The sequence below is a fragment of the Croceimicrobium sp. genome (assembly GCF_965228705.1).
GTDB lineage: Bacteria > Bacteroidota > Bacteroidia > Flavobacteriales > Schleiferiaceae > Croceimicrobium.
In genome coordinates this window covers 231559-251323 of record NZ_OZ245832.1, presented here as the reverse complement: position 1 = coordinate 251323, position 19765 = coordinate 231559, and the positions used below count along the sequence as shown (strand labels likewise).

Sequence of the window (19765 nt, the reverse complement as noted above, 5' to 3'; positions counted from 1 at the left end):
CGGAGCGCAATCTATATTTAAGGTCCAAAACGATTGCCATGAAAAAGACATTGCTTTTTGCGTGCTTAATGCTATTCAGCTCCGGGCTTTTTGCCCAGGAGGACACTAGCAATGCGCCAGTAGTAATGATCTCGGCCGATCCGGACTCTGCCTTTGCTCAAGCGCGGGATTTGGCCTTTAAAGGAGACTACCAAACTTCACGTAAAGTTTTGGACCTCCTCTTACTGGATGATCCCGGAAATTACCAATATCGCCTGTTTAAGGCCCGCACCTTTGTTTGGGACGGACGCCATCAAAACGCCCGGAATCTGATCCGCAATTTAATTGTTGAGGACACCAATGCCTATGCGATTTATGAATTGCGGGTACAGAACGAACGTTTTGCTAAACAGCATGCCCTGTGCATTTTGTACTGCGATGATGGAATTCGGCGCTTTCCCAAGAACAACGAATTCTTTTACGTAAGTAAAGTACAATCCCTCACTACCAGCAATGATTTGCGTGATGCCTTTGAGGCAGTAGAAGAAGCCTTGGAGAAATATCCGGATAATAATGAGCTCAAACAGCTCAAGACCTATTTACTTAATCAATTAATTGTAGATGGCCTCGCAATTGGCGGCACCATAGACTATTTCACCAAAACCTATAGACCCTGGTATTTTGGTTTTGTCCAGTACGGTCGTCAGACTAAAATTGGAGCCATTATCGGTCGACTAAATTATGGGGATCGAAACCAGAGCTTTACCTCCTTTGGTGTACAAGGGGAAGTAGATATTTACCCTCGTATCAGCCGAAATTCATACGGTTACATCAATATTGGCTACTCCCCTTCTCAGATTTTCCCCAGCTTCCGCTTTGGAATGGAATACTACAGTAAGATTGGGAAAAGTGATTTTGAAGGATCCTTAGGTTTTCGCTACCTCGACTTTCTATTAAATCAGGTGGTAATGTATACCGGTTCTATAGGTTATTACTGGGGCAGCGAATATGCCGCCTTCCGACCATTTATTATTGCGGATCAAAATGGCATTGGTACTACCTATAATTTCTTGTATCGAAAATTCTTTAGTGGTAAAGGCGATTTTCTGCAGCTTACCGCCGGTTACGGTTTAGTTCCGGATCAAAGAATCTTATCTGTAGCCAACAGCCTTACCGAGGAAGGCAATGTACGCCTGGACAACCAATACTTTGGAATCAGCTATCAAAAGCTGGCCAATCCTAAACTGTATACTCGTTTTGATCTAATCCTAACCCGCCAGGAAAGCTTTAGCGTTCAGGGTGATTATATGGGGATTATCACATTGGGATTAACCTTGGGATATAGAATTTAAAATAACCTAAAGACTATATCAGCCTTTAATGTATTTGGCTCAATTTTCAATATTCATTGTAAATAAAAACAAAAGAAATACTTTTGCGTTCTCTAATCATACTCTATTATAAAGTAGAAAATGCCATGGGATTCAAGTCTAGCAATTTAACACACCATGATTTAAGCTCAACACCAATTGAGAGTGTAGAAAAATCTCCACTTAAAAAGCTTATTGAAAATCTGGAGTGGCGAGATTTAAATAAAAGTGCAAAAAAGGACTTAGCCATTGGGGCCTATAAGAATCTATCATATTAATCATTGCTAAATGATATTTTTGAAGGGAAGACTAAAATCTTCCCTTTTTTTATGCCTGATATTTTCATTTTAAAACCAATTGGAAAGCAAAAGAAGCGAGACAATGACAATCTCTCTGATATTCACTTTCCATATGGTTTGGTTCAAGTTGAGCGCTTTTCCATCAATTTAATTGGCACCACGCTAAGCCATGCTCCTCGAAAGGTTATTAAAGGTTATGTAATTGAATTGCACCATTACCCTGGATTTGCAATGATCAAATACTATCCGAGAATGTGTAAAAATGATCCTAAGAAGTATCAGTTAAGGTCAAAAGAGCTTGGCTATCAGTTAAGTTACATTAGTCTTCGTTGCATATTAAAACAAAGTGCTTCATTAATTAAGATATATCTTGACGATAATCCGGACTCAATAATTGGATATGTTGGACAACCAGACAATTATGATGATCGTTCAAAAGTCGATGTCAGAACGGCTCAAAGAGCAAGAGTTTATAATCGGTATGTACTTTCCATGTTTCAAAGTCATAAATATGCCTTTCCAGAAGACAAGTTATTTCGAGATTTGAATTTGAATTTTATCAGAAAAGTTCACAAGCATGAGCGTCAATTAACAACTAAACAAAGAGTTAATTATCTAAATATGAAGACAAATCTCACTGCTCACGAAAAAGAGCTTTTTAACTTCATGACCTCTGCAACAAAAAAACAATATGAGTGAGAGATCAGTAATCTGGGGGTAAATGCTTATTTAAGATAGTACTTATCCTGACATTTTAAGTATTCAAAAACTCACTGCAGTATTTAAGATTGATTTACCCTTCCTCCTTTTTTCATAGAATGGCACAAAAAAAGCCCGCAGTAAAACTGCGGGCCTAAACAACCAAATCTAATTATAGAATATGCTTTTGTGCTTTCTTAGTTCAGTTTGCGTACAAAGTATACACCACCTTTTCGAGGATTAACTCCTGATCCGTCGGTACCCCCCACTGCTACGGCTAAATAATCTGAGAAGTATACAGATACGTCTTTTACATTAAAGCCAGCGATAAAGGCATTGGTAGGAGGTACGAATTGTCCCACTAAATCAAATGGATTAATTAATACACCGCCATTAAAACCATGGCCAGCAACAACTTTTAAACCGGCATCACCAGCTGCGGCATAAATAACACGAGCAGAAGGATCATGAGTTACTGCCAAGCAATAATTAACAGCATTGTTAATGTGTCCGGTAAACTGTCCGTATAAACCCTCCTGACCTAAGGCCAAAAGATATTCGGTACTGCTAACATTGCTACCCGAATAGGTATAAGGGATAAATGCCATTCCACCACGCTCCAAGGCCAAAGATGGAATTCCACCTCCAGTGATATAGTCGATGGTATAGCTCATGGCATTGGATACAGTTTGTGTGGTATTCATACCACGACGTACCTGTACTTTATCGTTCGCCGTGCGATCTAATAAAGCGTAATCCACATTGCTGGGACTGCTATTAAAGGGATCGGCTTCTACGAAAATACCATCGGTAATAGTCATAGACTCTGAAACGTTGGTCAAATTGTAATCCGTAACATATAAACCGCTGCGGGCATCATTAGTTACTGTACCTTGACCATTACCTGTAAGGATATAGTATTTTCCAGCAGAGGTAATAATGGCATTAGCCCCGTATCCTGGTAATGGCAATTCCTTATAAGTACCGTGTCCCTGGAATTCGTCGGTAATATAATTGTAAAGGATTTTACCTACCACGGCACCACGGTGACCGTTCAACAAATAGCCACTGGTTGAAGGGCTACGCTGACCTACGGCAAAAATCTCATAGTTCCCGGTTCCGGTATTACGATGTACTTCCGCTTCATGCCAATCCGTATCATCAAAATCAATACGAGAAGTGTACTGATAGGTACCATTAACCAATTTGTAAGCAGAAATAGAGCCGCCGTAGCGAGCATCTTCAAGGTGCCAGGTAACGAATACCATTTCACCATTGGCGGTTACAGAAGTAGCCTGGGCCAAATCTGAAGTACCAGTTACAATCCCTCCTGCTAATTCTTCGGTGTAGGCCAGGTTTGCCGGCGCTTCAGCGAAATTGGTATAGAGGTAGGATAAGTTTTGAGCGGCCTTACCACTAATGGTAAAAGACTCGTTCATAGAGCGTAATTGATTGCTAAGCGCAGAGCCAGAAAGCACATCAATCCGACTTTCGGCTGTTGGGTCCTGCAAGGAGCTTACATCGCGATTACAGCTGGCCAGAAAGGCTCCCGCTGCAAATAAATAGACTAATTTTTTCATTGCACAAATCTTGTTAACGGTATGTTTTCCCTACACAATACCCATTTTAAGCTGTCCAACGAAATTCCATATAAATCAAGACCTAAAGCCTAAAGCTTAGATAAGCTGAACTATAAATTCGATGTATAGATAAACGGTCGATTTTCTTCGATAAAGGGTATAAAAAAAAGGGATCGCATGGCGTCCCTTTTTCTGGTTTGTTCGAACCGCTAACATTATCTATTTATTTCGCTGCAAAAAGTAAACACCCGCATCCCCCGTTGCCAGGGCGATATTTCTTGAACGATATAAGGAGATTTCTTTGATGTAAAAAGTACTGGGTAAAACAGTTCCTGATAAGGTATCGGTGGGGGGCACAAAATTGCCAATGAGATCATATACTGAAAGATTGCCATCATTGGCCGCATATGCTCCCATGGCCACTACCCGTACTCCATCATTCGCATCAGCATAGTAAAGCACACCGAGGTCGGCATCAAACTCAGTAGCTAAACAGGGGCCAAAATTCACAGCCGTTCCAAAGCTGGAACCTATGGATGTGCCTGCACTAAATACTCCCTCATAACCCACAGCGATCATCAATGAATCCGTATTAGTGGCTCCTGCCCCAAATCCCTGAGCCCAGGTTAAGTCACCGCGTTCTCCGTCTATAGGTGTAATTGTAGGGCCTACCGAATTATCAGAATAATCACTTAGATTACTAAAATTGGTTTGATCACTGTTGTAATCGTAGCTTATTGAGGCCCGCTTTATTCGGTAATCCGAACCATTGCGATCCAAAGTATAAATGTGTGCACTGGAACTAATTCCCGGGTTTACTGATTGACTTAATGGATCTGTGATCAGCGCAATTCCATCGCCAATACTTAATTGATCTGCCTTTTCCACTAGAGACATACTACGATCAATCTGATACAATCCGCCATCCGAACCTCCGGCACCATCACCGGTAAGGATATAATAATGCGCAGCAGCGGCTACAATATCATTAGCCGAAGTTCCGGGTAAGGGCAATTCCTTTGCAGAGGGTTCCCAGAATTCATCGTTTATAAAGTCATAATCAATTCGGGTAACGACTGCCCCTCGATGCCCTGCCAGCAAATAGTTAGAAAGGTCGGGGTCTCTTTGCCCCACCATAAACACTTCATAATACCCACTTGCGCTATTCTCACTGGCACTAAGTTCGATGTAATCCGCTTCTGGGAAATCTACGCGATCAGTAAAAGTATAACGCCCTATACCACTCTGTTTGTAAGCACAAATTGCCCCACCATAAGCCGCGGAAGGAATATGCCAGGTCACAAAAACCATATCACGAATCGCGAAAATGGCGGTGGCAGATAAGGTAGTGGTACTCGCCCCGGATTGGAAAGTTACCGGCTCTGCATAAGCGCGATAAGAATATTCCAATTGACCGGATCCGGTTTTATTATTCAAGATGAAAGTATCATTCAAGGCCACCAATTGCCCTTGCAAATCACCAAAGCCGTAGCCATTCATTACTACATCATTGGGATCGGGTTCTGAGCCACCTTGACTTGAGTCTTCAGGAAGGTCGCGAGTACAGGCCGTAAACGCTAAGCCAAAGAGCAGTAAAACAGAGATTTTTTTAACATCTAACATCTTGGTAGCAATAGGATTACAAAGTAATGAATATCAAATTAAACTATCGATATATACTTTTGCTATATCAAAAAAAAGCCCCCTGTTTAGGAGGCTTTTCTCTATCTATTAAACGAATTAGTTCTTGTCGCGTTGCACGAAGAACACACCGCCATCCCCCGAGGCCAAAGCCAGGTTACGAGAATGATATACGGTAATATCTTTAATATTAAAAGGAATGGTTCCGCCGATACCACCCACTGTGCTAGGCGGTACGAAACGACCTACGATATCGTAAAGGTTTACTAATGGACCTGCGCTATTAGCATATTCGCCCATTGCTAATACCCACATACCTGATTCGCCCGCAGAGTAGTACATTACTCCTAAGCCCGAATCATAAGCTAAACCTGTACAAGCGCCTAAATCTACGGCACTGTGAATTCCGGCCGCTCCGGTTCCGGCTTCCCAAATACCATTGCTACCTACAGCGATAATCAAGGAGTCCATATCTGAACTTACACTGTTAGGACCTAATGCCCAAACTAAATCACCACGTTCGTAGTTAATTGGGAAAATGGTTCCAACAGAAGTACTGTGACTAGCGGAAAGAGATGAGAAGTTCGAAAGACCAGTATTGATATCAGCACTAAGACCTAAAAACTTGTGGATGTGATAATTGTTGGCACGACGATCTAATACCCAAAGGTCTGATACTGCGTTTCCTGGACCTGGTTTCACTGCTGTAGCTGGATTAATCGCCAAGGCAACACCATCGTGGATATTGTTAATGTCGGCTTTCTTCACATTGTTAAGGGTACGATCTACTTCGTATAAACCACCGCCATTGTTAGCGCCAACGCCGTTTCCGGTTAATACATAATAGTTACTGCTAGCTGCAATGATATCCGTAGCAGCATATCCTGGTAATGGCAATTCTAAGAAAGAGGGCTCAAAGAATTCATCATTGATATAATCGTAATCCACACGAGATACAGTTGCACCAAAGTGACCTGCCAGTAAATATTTAGAATTGTCTGGATCGCGTTGACCAGCAATAAACACTTCGATATTACCAGTACTGGTATTCTTGTGGGCCGACATTTTAAAGAAATCGTGATTTGGGAAATCTACACGATCCATAAAGGTGTACTGCCCAATTCCGGAAAGCTTATAAGCCGCTACAGAACCTCCATAAGGATTGGTATTGTTTAAGGGGCTACCTGCATTTCCATTGGTATGCCAGCAAACAAAAACCACGTCATCCACAGCGAAGATGGCTGCTGCTGCTAAGTCATCGCTATTAAAAGGAGTGTTATCCGCATCTACCGGCTTCGCATAACCGCGGTAAGTATAGTTCAATTGAGTACCGGAAGCTTTAGCGGAAATGCTAAAAGTTTCGTTCATGTCGGTTACACTTCCAGGCAGTTCACTACGCTTGTAATGTACTACACCTGCCGAAGTGCTGTCAACCGGGGCACTGGAACTTAAGTCCTCTCCACGGTTGCAAGCTACCACCAGGGCAGCCAGACTTAAAATAGTGGCAATTTTTTTCATTGTGATTGAATTGGGTAATAGTTCTACAAATGTAGAAATTAATACAACATAAAAATCAACAATTTTCTAAAAACACACACTATCAGACTAATAGAGTATAATTTAATGATGAGTTATCATTTTTTAAATCTGAATTAAAACTGTATCACTTTTTAAACAAAAAAAGCCCCTCAATGAGGGGCTTCTAAATAGTATCTAATAAGCTTTTAAAGCCTTAGAATTTATTGCGCTGCATGAAGTACACACCGGCATCGCCAGTGGCCATGGCTATATTACGTGACTGATATACAGTTAATTCTTTAACTAGGAAGGTACTGGGGAATGCACCACCGGTAGGAGGAACAAACTGACCAATAACATCGTAAGTGTTAATCAGGGCGCCACCATTAAATCCGGCCATTGCCAATACACTTACACCATCATCACCATCGGCATAGTAAAGTACATTTAAACCTTCGTCAAATTCGGTAGACAAGCAAGGACCTAAATCCTTCAAGTGATTCATACCTCCAACTCCGGATCCAGCGCTGTAAATACCATAGTATCCAAAGGAAGCAATCAGAGAATCTGCAGGGTTACTGCTACCCCATCCGGAGCGCTGAGCCCAGGTAAGATCACCTCTTTCGTAATTGATACCTCCTAATGCTCCGGTATTGTAATCACTTACGAAATTCAAATCAGAGGCCCAGGTAGTAATTCCACTAGGACCCGTATTATCAGTATGTAAGTAATGAATACGGAATTTTGAAGTACCCTGACGATCTAAAGCGTAGATGTATGAGTGGCTGGAGTTTGACCAGGTTCTATCAATTTCCAAAGCAATACCATCATTAATGGTAGAATTGAATTTCTTAACCTGCGCCAGGTTGCGGTCCATTTCGTAGATACCACCACCTGAACCACCATTACCATTACCGGTAATTACGTAGTAGTTAGAAGCACCAGCAACGATATCATTAGCTGATACACCTGGTAAAGGCAATTCGGTAACACCTGGCTCCCAGAATTCGTCGTTCAGATAATCATAATCTATACGTGTAACCACAGCACCATTGTGACCTGCTAATAAATAGCCGGAAGACTGCACATTACGTTGACCTACTGCAAACACTTCGTAATGACCAGAGCTAGTATTTTGATATACATAAAGCTCATGGTAGTCAGCATCGGTAAAGTCCACACGATCCATAAAGGTATACTGACCAATTCCGGTTTGCTTGTAAGCAGTGATAGAACCCCCAAGAGGTGAACTCGCACCTGCCGCCAAAGGACCATCCGTCATATGCCAGGTAACGAATACCATGTCATTCACAGAGAAAATAGCGGAAGCCGCCAAATTCAAAGGAACTTCTGGAGTTACAGCACCATTGTCGCCATCATGATCCCAGGTACCAAAGCTTACAGGCTCTGCATAGGCACGATAGGTATAATTTAATTGAACAGCAGCCTTCGAGGAAATATTGAAAGACTGGCTCATAGGAATCAATTGACCATCAAGATCCGATTGACTAAAGTGTACAGTATTGGTACTCTTTTGATCCGGACCATTGGTTAAATCGTCTCCTATTTCCCGATTACAGCTTGAAAGCACAGCTGCAGCGGCAAGAAATAGTGTAACTTTTTTCATCACTTACGTATTTGGGTAATAGAAATTTAGGCTCAAATATAGTATAATTTTCATATCACTTAAAATGGTCAATTATTTTTTCAACACTAATTTTCAGGTGTTTAAATCTAATTTTTTCAGGATTTAACTTGCTTTAACTAGCTGTTTTTAGAATTCCCACTTTTTACACCGTTAAACCTTTTGAGCTTTTGCAGACTCTAATTATCGAACTTTGAATTATGCAGGAGCCAGGAATCTGGAAAGAGCAATTACAGAAGCAGCAGTACCAAACTCTCTTTGGGAATATAGTAGAGGCTTATACTGAGCGCTTGTATTGGCATATACGCAGCATTCTTTTGCGTCATGACTGGTCCGATGATGTTTTACAAGAATGCTTCATTAAAGCCTGGAAAGCCCTGCCCTCCTTTCGTGGTGATGCCGCATTTTACACCTGGCTCTATCGCATCGCAACCAATGAAGCTTTGGCTCATCTTAAAAAGGAAAGACGCTTTCAATGGCAGGAAGGCGCATTAAACTACCACTTGAGTGCTGATCCCTATTTTGATGGCGATGAGGCCTTAAAAAGCTTGCTTGATGCTGTAGCAGAGCTACCGGATAAACAACAGACTGTGTTTAAACTGAAGTATTTTCAAAACTTGAGTTTTAAAGAAATGAGCGAGATGCTTAATACTTCGGTAGGCGCCCTTAAGGCTTCATTCCATCATGCCAAGGAAAAAGTAAAAGTTCAATTAAACCTTAATGAGTTTTAAGCGTCAAATAGTATGTCATGAAAGATCAAGGATTTAAAATACCGGAAGGCTACTTCGATGCCAAGAAGGACCAATTAAAGGCCCTTGCTCAAGACAGTAGCCCGGTGGCTAAAAACCCGAAAAGCAGGATTCTCTGGCCCAGCTTAGCAGCGGCAGCGGCAGTCCTCATTGCGGCGCTGTTTTTCATCCCCTTGCAAGTGAATCAAAATTCAGAGCTTAACTTTAGTGATTTGCAAGAACAAGAAGTTATTGACTTCCTAAACCAGGATCCATACGGAGTATACCCTGAAAGCTTTATTGAGCTACCCGATGATGAAGCCGCGGAAGGATTAGATAATCTGGATACCGATCTCATCGAATCCTACCTTAATGAACACAGCACTGAATACCTTTAATCATGAAAAATATAATCTTTCTCAGCAGCCTTCTCCTCTTCGGTTTTCTGGCTCAGGCCCAACCCGAAGACTTTAAAAAGGTAGAAGCCTACAAGACGAAATTTATAACTGAAGAACTGGATCTTAGTCCTGAAGAGGCACAAAAATTTTGGCCGGTTTACAATGAGTACAATAAAAAGCTCCATGAACTTCATCAAAAGCGTATGGAAGGCATGAGTCGCAGGGAAGTACGTGATAAATGGGATGACCTGGACGATGCTACTCTGGAGAAAATTGCTTTGGAAGAGCTTCAAAACCAGAAGAAAATAGCAGAGCTTAAATTGGAATACTACGATAAGTTTAAAGCCGCTTTGGGCACTCGTAAAGCTGCCACCTTTTATCGCATCGAAATTGAATTCCACCGACACCTTATGGAGACTTTAGGACGGAGACGCGGGCGACCTTGATTTTTTTCACATTTTTTACTTTCGATTTCACGACATTGCTTACATTTGCCGACCCTTAGCAAAGGGCTATAAACGGTGGCTATAGCTCAGTTGGTTAGAGCGCTGGATTGTGGTTCCAGAGGTCGTGGGTTCGAACCCCATTAGCCACCCATACCGCGGCAAGTGTCTGTTTTACAATTCCTTTCTAATGGCAGGGACAGTAAAACGGACATTCTCCGCCGCGAAACTCTACGACGCCGACGGCGATCCCTCTAAAAAATGGTTTGTTTATTACTCCTTCTTGCACCCTGACACGGGTAGAATGAAGAGATTTAAGATTTACGGGGGGCTCAATTACGAAAAGGATAAAAAAAAGCGCCGCCGAATCGGTCGCGAAATGGTCGAGGAGACAAACAGGCTTTTACACTCTGGTTTTGATCCATTCAAAGGAAAGTGTGAGACAATAGGCTTAACCGTTCGGGACAACGTGGACCAATATATTAGACTTCATCGTAATAGTTGGCGAAAAGGAACCATTCTTTCAAAGAGTTCAATCCTTTCAATTTTCTGTAGATTCCTAGACCGAACTTCTAGGGGGAATATTACAATTGACAAAGTTTCTAATTCAATAATTGTTGAGTACCTGGACGAAGAACTTTCGAAAGGGTGTTCAGACGTTACCTATAATACTAAGTTAATTGCTATAAAAGGCCTGTTTACCTGGGCTATAAAAAAGAACCTCGCTCAATTTAACCCGTGCGATGGTCTATACTGCCGACGCGTTGTTTCATCCACCAGGGGACGGATAATTTCGAAGTCTGAATTAAAGAAAGTTAAAAACATAGCAATATCCGAAAACCCGAGATTCTGGAATTTTATCCTTGTGATTTATTATTGCTTCATAAGGCCAAAGGAAATACTATCTTTAAAAATATCTGACTTTGATCTTCAAAACCAAGTGATAACGGTTCGTTCTGAAGAGTCGAAAAATAAGAGAACTCAATCGGTTTCAATACCTAACTTTTTAGTAGACAGGTTCCAATATCTCAAAAACTACCCTTCTGAATATTTCGTTTTTGGTCTTGGTTTTGCTCCTGCCCAGAATCGACAGGGAAAGAACAACCCTTCAAGACTTTGGAAATCGTTAGTAAAAGAACAGCTTTCTATTCCTTCCGATCTGTATAGCGTTAAGCATCGCGGCGCGGTTGACGCTTTAAACGACGGCCTGGATATTAGAGCACTACAAAGGCAACTTAGACACTCGTCGCTAGATCAAACAGAAGTTTACTTGTCAGACCTAACGGGATACAGTCTTTCGAAGTTTCAAAACAGGACTGAAGAGTTCTAATAAAAAAGGGGGCATACATTAATGCCCCCTTTCATTTATCCACTATCCGACTTTTAGAACAGCTTTGATTTGATCCATAGAATAAAAAATACCGCAAACAGAATCCAACCCGAAAAGGAAACTAGGATAGACTTAAAGCTAGTCTTAACCTTTTCCGATTTCTCTTTCTGAATTTTCAGCGATTCAATCTCTATTTGTAGACTATCGGATTTTGAAATTAAGCTATCATTCTGGATTCGTAACACCTTCTTTTCTGAAGTGATTCTATTTACTTGCTCTTCGCACCTGCACTTTACACGGAGAATTCCAGCCGTATCGGTTTCAATATTCGCGTTTGCTGTCGAAATTCGTATTCCCGAACGAATATTCCCAAGAGAATCACAAAGGTTTGAAACTTCCAATTCGGTAAGCGTTTCGGGCCTTATAATTATAGTGTCGTGAATTACAACCGTGTCACTAATGGAACTTTGAGCCGAACGGAAAGACTCGGAAGAACTTAGTTCCTTGTAGTTGTTAGACTCGATTTCTGTCGACTTATTGGTTTTCGTTACCGAACAGGCCGAAATAAAAAGAAGCGCGCTTAAAACGGCTAAAAATCTAATTTTCATCTTTTGGCTTTTTACTCTTGTTAATTGCGTCGAAGAAAGTTTCACCCGCCTTAGTTTGCTTTAAAATCTCCTTTATGAAATCCCAGATATTTATCGAAAAAATCCTGTTGAAATTCTCGAAAATGCTTCTTAGCTCTGTAATCGCTATAAATCCCGATACAAGCTTAAGCCAAGGAAGTGACGACGTTATTTTCGTCTCAACTATGTGAGCGGCTATAATTGTAAGTGTATAAAACAGAAACTTATTGACGGTGTTACGCATCTTACGCGAACTAACAGCCTCCTTGCTCTTCATCGCGGCTCCTACACCTGTCGCGAAGTCTATCAATACCAAAACGATAACGGCGCCCATAACGTCGTAAATCGGTGATAAAATAGCAAGGAACCAAACCAAAACTTTAACACCGAAGGCGCTAAGGCTTTCAGGCTGTTCCCAAGGGAAAATTTCCTTCATCATTAGTCGATTAAATTGAAATACTCCGTCTTCGCGTCAAAGCTTGGGCAGTCCTTTAACCACTCATTTTTTGAGATTTTACCGTCCCCATTTTTATCGGGACTTAAATCCCTGTGTCCTACCACTTGGACCACTGGCGAAATTTCAATTTCGGGGTGATCCTTTAATCCTATCAACTTCTTAAGAATGATTTTAAGCGCCGTCTTTTGGGCTTGGGTTCGCGTATCCTTAGGAACCCCGTTTTCATCCAGCCCACCCGAATAGCAAATACCAATTGATCGACGGTTAAACCCTTTTACGTGGGCGCCAGAACGACGAATCGGCCTTCCCTCTTCTATAGTTCCGTCATGTTTAATAAAATAATGATAGCCGATATCGGACCACCCGCGGCCGTTTTGGCTCTTGGGTAGTGTGTGCCATCGGCGAACTTCTTCGGCGTCCAAGGTGCGGCTTAATTCGGGTTTTGTGGCGCTACAATGCACTACAATAAGGTCGACTTTGCGTTTCATAGTTGGATTTTTTTAGCTTTTTTCCAGAATTGGCTTAGATCTATACCGAAACCAGAAGCCAAAGCCTGAATCGTCGGCGTAGTTCGGTCCCAGTACGTTGAATATTCCCAGAATATTCGAAGCTCAGTATTAGAACTTTGCTCAATGTGATTGGATATATCAGAAAGCAATCCGTCGCGGTCAAGTTGCGCGCGACCCTGGGCGGGCGTTATACGGTTGGCCTCTTCCTGTTCAGGTGTGAATTTGATTACATAATCATCGGTTGAAGGGCGATAGGTTGCACTTTCATACTCCAAACCTTGTGGTATATCGGCCTGTTTCAGCCCGTTGTCAATTTTGCTTTGTACGATCATTGGAGCGGGTATTTTGATAGATTAATACTTTGTAGAACACCCTCAAAACAGATGTAAGTGATTTCCCCAGGTAAAAAGGCCGTTGGATTCGGTGGGATAAAGTTTGTCAGCAAATTCAGGAAAGCCACACCTACCGCATTACTTTGCGCGCTGTAGGTCACTTGAATCCTAAATAAGGCCCGTAAAAAGGTGGCCCCTAAAGATGCCTCCAAAAGGTTCGTTACAACCCCCGCAACGGATTGGTCAACATAAATGGTAGACGATGAGAAAGCGACACGATACCAGTTGTTAGTATCCTTATACAATGTAATCCCATAGCGGTTGCTCGAACTATTTGGAGAGGTAACAAACTCACAGTAAAATGACTGACGTAAGGCAGGCGAGGAAGTTTGTAAAATATCAGCAGCGCTAAAACCTACACCGTGGCCGCCTGACGTAGTCAACCAGTTTCGATTGGCAGACGGCTGTATAGTAGCTGTCGCCCCGTCGATTAGGTAATAGGGTACATTATTAGGCGTTAAAGTTACACCGCTAACTACATCAATATTTGTTGTCGGTTCGCGCTGGAAATTATCCCATAGAGTAAGAAGGCCCAAAGGTCCTCGATATGGCGAGTTTCGCATTTTGTGAACGTCCTGAAACCCGTTAATAAAGGTATCAGCCGCGTTTGCTTCGCTTGTGGCCGCGTTGGCCTCACTGGTAGCCGCGTTTGTAGCGCTGGTTTCAGCTTCACCCTTATAAATCAACGCCTGATCTCTGGCTCCTTCAGCATCATTCTTATAGATCAAAGCCTGATCTCTGGCATCTTCGGTTAAACCCTGTGCAGTTTCAGAGCCAGTTTTAGCAGTTTCAGACTCATTCTTATAGATCAAAGCCTGATCCCTTGCTTCTTCAGCTAAACCCTGTGCAGTTTCAGAGCCAGTTTTAGCAGTTTCAGACTCATTCTTATAGATCAAAGCCTGATCCCTTGCTTCTTCGGTTAAACCCTGTGCAGTTTCAGAGCCAGTTTTAGCAGTTTCAGACTCATTCTTATAGATCAAAGCCTGATCCCTTGCTTCTTCAGCTAAACCCTGTGCAGTTTCAGAGCCAGTTTTAGCAGTTTCAGACTCATTCTTATAGATCAAAGCCTGATCCCTTGCATCTTCAGACAATACTTGGGCCGCCTCCGAATCCTCCTGAGCATCTACCGCGATATTTTTAGCGGTTTCAGCTTCTAATTTTGCCGTCTGAGCCGCAACCTTAGCCGCGATCGCTTCAGCCATTGCGTTTACCTCGTCTTTAGCCTCAAGGACTACTTCGCCGTCAATTATTTTCTTCTCGATTATCATCTTAAACGATTTTGAATTCGCCTTTAAACCAAGTTTCTACGGTTCCGTCCAAAAACACCAGTTTTAATTCCCAGAAATACAGGCCTTCAGAAAAATATTTGAGATCCTGGGAAAGGATTTGAAAGGAAATTCTACCTAACTCAGGAACTGAGATATTTCCCTGGTCTAATGACTTCCGAACAATCTCAGAACTTGAATCGTTCTTTGAAGCTTTAATCTTCACCTGTAAATCAGACAAAAGACTAGAAATATCAAGAGGGACTTCGTTTACATCTCTAAGTAAATAGGTAAATGCGCGCGAATCACCCTTTTCAATCTGAACGTTTACTGTTGCTGGATTCATCGGTAAGCTATTACTCTATAAGTTCCCGAAGGAAAGTTCGAAGGAAGGTTAAACGTCGATTCGCTTTTTGACATGGTGGCCCGATATCGAACAGCGTAATCCGTTCCGTCTGGTCCAATTACTTGACACCTTAAAATTGCCACGTCTGAAATATCAGTCAACACGGTAAGCTCTGGACCTTCAACGACCGCGACGTCTTCAATTACTACCCTTTGAAGTCCCTGAAAGAATAGCTTGTCGAATATTTCGACTATGCCTTTATTCTTTATATCAGCGACGGTGAAACCTTTGGTCCACCCTCCCAAACCTTCAGGGGCTTGGTCAGTATCCGAAAGAGTAGTTTCGTAGTAGTCGTTCGATAATAAAGCACTCAAAACCTCCCTTAACTCTGAGGCTGTTACATTAGATTCATTCGCTACATTCGTCGCAATTAAGTTTTCAATCGCCCCCTTTGTCATATCGCTGAAATTTTAAACTTTCGGCCCGATTTAGGCTTCTTAGTTAGCTCCACGTATTGAACACCGTCAAACTTATAACCTGCCGCATCTAAAGCCAGGAAAAGACGGGTTTCATAAACGTTTAAATCGCTTTGAGCTTGTCGGATCATCGCGGACCGATCTCTTTCGTCTGCTGGCTGGAATGTTCCGCGCGGATCGCTAGGTTTAATTAGTCCCGAAGGACTTAAATCCCTCCCGAAGGAAGTAAGCATCCTAATGAATACATGATACGCCAAGAAGGGCGCCACCTTTTCGGCTTTAAATTCTGCTAGCTCTGGTCGCGCTTCGTTATCTATAGGACCCAATAAATCCGAAAACATGATCGGATCTATCTTAGGTTCTAAATCAAAGGTTTGCGCCGATTTTATCAACGGTTCAATTGTTTGGCCGTCGATCGACTTCGGAACATTGGCGAACTTTTGAACCTCCTGAATTCCTATTATGCTGCCCATTATTCTACTGAATTACTTTGTTCGGTGGTTGGAAGCGTTATTTCATAAAGCTTTGCGATCTCCTCTTTAGAAAGAAGGCTCAAAAGCTCCGCAGGAATAAATTTGAACAGGTTTAGAGAAGATATATCGAACTTTAAGTTCTTGAATTTTGAGTCCTTCGTAACAGCTTCAAGCGCCCGCGTAATCATTCGCTGTCGCTTGTTAATTGTCAAAAGGAATAATTCTATTTGATTTTCTAATTCTTGAAGATCCCCAAGTTTACCAGCGCTTGAAAAGCCAACAATTACAGGCGGAACGTTCATAACTCGACAGACCTTAAGCGAAACCCTCTCTGTTGCCTTGTCGGTAGCATTCAATATTGATTTACCGTCTAACAAATGAACCTTTGGTTCGACTTCCCCTTCCACGGTTTCCAGGTGCATTATTTGCGCGCCGTCTTCGCCTTGGAATCTCTTCAGGGTTTCGTTGAAATAATCTTTGTCGGTTTTTTCGTCTTCGTCCTCTGTCTCGTCGTCAATCTCACCCGTTACAATAACGACCTGCGGGCGCCAGCCTCGGCGGATATTTCTGTTTTCTAAGACAGAAAGAGCCGCGTCGCTCTCAATATCTTCTAATCCTCCAATGAATTCAGGGATTGGAAGTTTATCCCCGTTAGGTAACAAACACTTTTGAATCGGATAATATAATTCGCCTACTTGTTTTCGATACGCCTCTTTTTGCCTTGTGATTGATTTAATTCGGTCCGTGGGCCTGTCGTTAGGGTCAAACTCAGAAACTATAATATCGTCTTTCTTACGTCTCTTATTTGTACCGAAATCCTTGTTAATTATGAACTTTCCGTTTGAAATGGGTCGAATATGCCCTACGGGAACACTTTCGATACTAACAGTTTCGCCGAATTCGTTGTACTTTACAAGTATCGGAACCCCTGGGAAAAAAGAAGCCGTATTAGCTAAATCGACTAAAAGATCTTCGAAAGTTTGCTTCTTATTGGCCTTTTCGTTGTTCGTCTTGTCGTCGACAAAACCTTTGGCCTGAATAAATGAATTTATACGCCCAATACAGGAAGAAGCCGTTCCAGATGAATAAACGGTTTCAACCACCTTATTAGGAAGGTCGTCTTTTTGGCCGAAACTTAAAGTGTCCTGGCGCTCCTCAATCACAGGGACGAGGTTTACCAGGACCTTATAAGCTTTGCCTAAAGTGGAACGAACTCTTCTTCTACTTTTAGACATATTGTTCGGGAATAGAAATTATTCTTCTTCCTCTTCGTCGCCTTCATCGGCTCCCGCGTCGCCAGGGTTGGCCTTTTCTAATTCCGCCAACTCTTCACGACGTTTCTTAATAGCCTTAAGAACGGTCGAAGCGGTTTCGTTCTCCTCTAAATGGTCCAGTTCTTCGGTAGATTCGGCCTCTTTGGCAATTTTAGCGCGTTCCTTTGCGTTTGGCCCTTTCTCCTGATCCTTGGAGTCGATAGGATCTTCGTTTAACTCGAAATTATGTGCGTATCGCTTTCCGAAGCTTTTAAGTAGCTGTTCGACGGTTTCGTCTTTGAAGTTTTCCTTTGAAAGGTTAATCCTTAAAGCAGGAATTACGATTCGGGTATCTTCAAACCCTTTTGCAAAACGATACTTGTTTTTCTTAGCCATTTTAAAAGTCTTTTATTGTGGATAGATTTAACTGAATAAGGGCCCATAGGAAAAACCTACGGACCCGAAAAAATTTACGCCGCTTCTGTTGTAAGGGTCGTTTCTAAGGTGGTCTTAGTTGTGTCGAAGTCGGTTAGATTTAAAAGGATCTCAATATTTGGAACCTCTCCCGACAAGGTGATTTGATAAGCATTATCGTCGGTCATTCCTGCGGCCTGTGGACGGTTGAACGCGGTCGGGTTCAATCCGTAATTGTCCAGTTCTCCGTCTTTAGAAATGCCGTAGACCTCAAATGTTTTGTTATTCGATTCCACTATAACGAACATATCTTTAGAATCGACTAGTTCGTCAATAGAGTTTAATTCGGCGGCACTTTTAGCGAAAAGGGCTAAATTAACTACGTGATTTCTAAGGTTTAAAATATCACTAAAGTTACCATCGAGGCCCGCGCTATTTCTGCCCTTATATCCTGAATACTTGAAGAGCTTTTTACCATTTTTCATGGTTAAGGCGGTGATCTCATTACCAGTACCAAAAGTGATACTTTCAATTTCGTCGATGAAACCGATATAAACCTTTTTACCGAAGCCTCCACGCTTTGAAAGCGCGTCGCACGATGGGTTAAGGTCGCCAGTTATTTTAATGCACATAGAATAAAGATTTAATGCGTAATTCGGTGAAAAGAAAGAAAGGGGGTAATTCCCCCTTCTTTAGTCGCGGCGCGAATTATACGGGCCGTGCCCAATAAATTTCGTTGAAGAACTTGGCGTTAATATCGGACTTCATAGAAGCCTTATATCGAACCACATCGTCGATCGTTGCTTCACCCAAATGTTTCATTCGGATTTTCTCCGCGTCGTCCGTACCATCAAGCCCTAAGAATACGTTTCCAGCATTCCAGGCCGCAATACTGTTAGCGGGGAAATAAGGAAGCTTTTCAAGTCCAAAGCTTAAGAAGTCCAGTTCGCGATCTCCTACAGTAAACATTCCTGCCCCGTCCGCCTTCATTGCTAAGGCTAATTTGTAACTATCCGCTACATGATCGGGAACAATAAGTTTAAAATCGGATTGGTTTCGAACTGCTCTTGGAGTACGTCGGTAAATGTGGCTTAAAACCTGAACGACGTTAGTTTCATTAATAGAAACCGCGGTTCCAGTTGTCGCGGCGGTAACTCCCGTTATATCCACGCTAACCCCTTCTTCGGTTTCAAGCTTGAACTTCGTGTCTGCTGTTTTAATAACTACAAACGACTGCCCATTTAAAGAAACGCCGTTATATTGTTGGTTTCCATCAAGGCCAACAAGCGTAACCATATCACCAGTATTAAAACCGTGAGCGGTGGACGTGGTAACTTCATCGTCCGCGGTACTGATTCCCGCAACAGCTACACCCGCCAAACTGTTAAGGCTTGCTTTTCGAGTGTCGGCGGAATTCTCCATCTTGTAGACGATTCCGTTATAATCAGCGTCGAACGCAACCACGGCTTGAGTAACGCCAGCTTTACCGTTAATATAAAGCTCTTCGTTCGCGTTCCCGATTCGCTCAGCCATTCGGTTTAAAAGGACCTCGTTTAAGTTTGCGGGCGGAACGTAATCTTCCGCGGCCCCTGGCTTAATTTGAGCGGCATCCCAAGACTTAACTAAGTCTAAGAAGTCGATTTCTTTCATTACTTCATACCCTACAGGGTCCAGGTATGTTTCGGCGAACTCTACGTTCAAAGCGTCGTCAACAAACTTCGCGCTTCGATTCTGGAACTTAATATTAACGTCCAGATCTCGGATAACTTCGCGCTTTTTGATCCCGTACTTTACAGTAACTAGACCACGATCGGCAATTCCCCCCTTTGGTAAAAGCAAAGGAAGATAGATTTCGGGGTCCACATTCCCCGCGTAGGTGTTATCGGTAAAAGTTGGTTTGCTCATTTTTAAATATTTAAGCGGG

The 19765-nt window shown here is 42.3% G+C and carries 22 protein-coding genes and 1 tRNA gene; 7 read left to right on the top strand and 16 right to left on the bottom strand.

Going from position 1 to position 19765, the window contains the following annotated elements; all coding sequences use genetic code 11:
• Positions 1-38 precede the first annotated feature (38 nt).
• On the top strand, positions 39-1331 hold the full coding sequence (locus ACO05P_RS01120; RefSeq protein WP_421752949.1) for a YaiO family outer membrane beta-barrel protein: 1293 nt from the start codon (positions 39-41) through the stop codon (positions 1329-1331).
• Positions 1332-1678: 347 nt separating this feature from the next.
• Positions 1679-2347, top strand: a complete 669-nt coding sequence (locus ACO05P_RS01115; protein WP_421752948.1) for a hypothetical protein — start codon at positions 1679-1681, stop codon at positions 2345-2347.
• A 197-nt stretch (positions 2348-2544) separates the two neighbouring features.
• Here ACO05P_RS01115 and ACO05P_RS01110 read toward each other — a convergent pair whose 3' ends face one another.
• The 4 genes from ACO05P_RS01110 to ACO05P_RS01095 form a co-directional block, all read right to left on the bottom strand.
• Positions 2545-3927 carry a hypothetical protein gene (locus tag ACO05P_RS01110; protein WP_421752947.1) on the bottom strand — a complete coding sequence of 461 codons (1383 nt, stop codon included), beginning with the start codon at positions 3925-3927 and terminating at the stop codon, positions 2545-2547.
• A 219-nt stretch (positions 3928-4146) separates the two neighbouring features.
• Positions 4147-5550, bottom strand: a complete 1404-nt coding sequence (locus ACO05P_RS01105) for a hypothetical protein (RefSeq protein WP_421752946.1) — start codon at positions 5548-5550, stop codon at positions 4147-4149.
• A 117-nt stretch (positions 5551-5667) separates the two neighbouring features.
• Complete coding sequence (locus tag ACO05P_RS01100; RefSeq protein WP_421752945.1) at positions 5668-7086, bottom strand: hypothetical protein; 1419 nt, start codon at positions 7084-7086, stop codon at positions 5668-5670.
• Positions 7087-7300: 214 nt separating this feature from the next.
• Positions 7301-8713 carry a hypothetical protein gene (locus tag ACO05P_RS01095; RefSeq protein WP_421752944.1) on the bottom strand — a complete coding sequence of 471 codons (1413 nt, stop codon included), beginning with the start codon at positions 8711-8713 and terminating at the stop codon, positions 7301-7303.
• A gap of 218 nt (positions 8714-8931) precedes the next feature.
• On the opposite strand from ACO05P_RS01095, the gene ACO05P_RS01090 reads away from it, so the two are divergent.
• The 5 genes from ACO05P_RS01090 (at position 8932) to ACO05P_RS01070 (ending at position 11630) form a co-directional block, all read left to right on the top strand.
• On the top strand, positions 8932-9462 hold the full coding sequence (locus ACO05P_RS01090) for an RNA polymerase sigma factor (protein ID WP_421752943.1): 531 nt from the start codon (positions 8932-8934) through the stop codon (positions 9460-9462).
• Between the two features lie 17 nt (positions 9463-9479).
• Positions 9480-9857 carry a hypothetical protein gene (locus tag ACO05P_RS01085; RefSeq protein ID WP_421752942.1) on the top strand — a complete coding sequence of 126 codons (378 nt, stop codon included), beginning with the start codon at positions 9480-9482 and terminating at the stop codon, positions 9855-9857.
• A 2-nt stretch (positions 9858-9859) separates the two neighbouring features.
• Complete coding sequence (locus ACO05P_RS01080) at positions 9860-10303, top strand: hypothetical protein (RefSeq protein WP_421752941.1); 444 nt, start codon at positions 9860-9862, stop codon at positions 10301-10303.
• Between the two features lie 75 nt (positions 10304-10378).
• A tRNA-His gene (locus tag ACO05P_RS01075) sits at positions 10379-10452 on the top strand.
• Between the two features lie 38 nt (positions 10453-10490).
• Positions 10491-11630: a tyrosine-type recombinase/integrase gene (locus ACO05P_RS01070; RefSeq protein ID WP_421752940.1), complete on the top strand. Its 1140-nt coding sequence runs from the start codon at positions 10491-10493 to the stop codon at positions 11628-11630.
• Between the two features lie 53 nt (positions 11631-11683).
• On the opposite strand, the gene ACO05P_RS01065 is transcribed toward ACO05P_RS01070, so the two are convergent.
• The 12 genes from ACO05P_RS01065 to ACO05P_RS01010 form a co-directional block, all read right to left on the bottom strand.
• Entirely contained in the window at positions 11684-12238 is a 555-nt protein-coding gene (locus tag ACO05P_RS01065; protein ID WP_421752939.1) for a hypothetical protein, read from the bottom strand.
• A complete protein-coding gene (locus tag ACO05P_RS01060; RefSeq protein ID WP_421752938.1) occupies positions 12228-12695 on the bottom strand; it encodes a phage holin family protein in 468 nt (155 codons plus the stop codon). Before ACO05P_RS01060 ends, ACO05P_RS01065 begins: the two co-directional genes overlap by 11 nt.
• Complete coding sequence (locus ACO05P_RS01055) at positions 12695-13201, bottom strand: N-acetylmuramoyl-L-alanine amidase (RefSeq protein WP_421752937.1); 507 nt, start codon at positions 13199-13201, stop codon at positions 12695-12697. Before ACO05P_RS01055 ends, ACO05P_RS01060 begins: the two co-directional genes overlap by 1 nt.
• Positions 13198-13554 (bottom strand): hypothetical protein, encoded by a 357-nt coding sequence (locus ACO05P_RS01050; RefSeq protein WP_421752936.1) that lies wholly within the window; start codon positions 13552-13554, stop codon positions 13198-13200. Before ACO05P_RS01050 ends, ACO05P_RS01055 begins: the two co-directional genes overlap by 4 nt.
• Positions 13551-14882 (bottom strand): hypothetical protein, encoded by a 1332-nt coding sequence (locus tag ACO05P_RS01045; protein ID WP_421752935.1) that lies wholly within the window; start codon positions 14880-14882, stop codon positions 13551-13553. The genes ACO05P_RS01050 and ACO05P_RS01045 overlap by 4 nt, the downstream gene beginning before the upstream one ends.
• A gap of 1 nt (position 14883) precedes the next feature.
• Positions 14884-15225: a hypothetical protein gene (locus tag ACO05P_RS01040; RefSeq protein ID WP_421752934.1), complete on the bottom strand. Its 342-nt coding sequence runs from the start codon at positions 15223-15225 to the stop codon at positions 14884-14886.
• Positions 15222-15683, bottom strand: coding sequence for a hypothetical protein (locus ACO05P_RS01035; RefSeq protein WP_421752933.1), 462 nt, complete (start codon positions 15681-15683; stop codon positions 15222-15224). The genes ACO05P_RS01040 and ACO05P_RS01035 overlap by 4 nt, the downstream gene beginning before the upstream one ends.
• Positions 15680-16174, bottom strand: coding sequence for a hypothetical protein (locus ACO05P_RS01030; RefSeq protein WP_421752932.1), 495 nt, complete (start codon positions 16172-16174; stop codon positions 15680-15682). Before ACO05P_RS01030 ends, ACO05P_RS01035 begins: the two co-directional genes overlap by 4 nt.
• Positions 16174-17337, bottom strand: coding sequence for a hypothetical protein (locus ACO05P_RS01025; RefSeq protein ID WP_421752931.1), 1164 nt, complete (start codon positions 17335-17337; stop codon positions 16174-16176). The genes ACO05P_RS01030 and ACO05P_RS01025 overlap by 1 nt, the downstream gene beginning before the upstream one ends.
• A gap of 90 nt (positions 17338-17427) precedes the next feature.
• Positions 17428-17823: a hypothetical protein gene (locus tag ACO05P_RS01020; protein ID WP_421752930.1), complete on the bottom strand. Its 396-nt coding sequence runs from the start codon at positions 17821-17823 to the stop codon at positions 17428-17430.
• Positions 17824-17897: 74 nt separating this feature from the next.
• Complete coding sequence (locus tag ACO05P_RS01015) at positions 17898-18473, bottom strand: hypothetical protein (RefSeq protein ID WP_421752929.1); 576 nt, start codon at positions 18471-18473, stop codon at positions 17898-17900.
• A 76-nt stretch (positions 18474-18549) separates the two neighbouring features.
• Positions 18550-19746, bottom strand: a complete 1197-nt coding sequence (locus tag ACO05P_RS01010; RefSeq protein WP_421752928.1) for a hypothetical protein — start codon at positions 19744-19746, stop codon at positions 18550-18552.
• Positions 19747-19765: the final 19 nt, after the last annotated feature.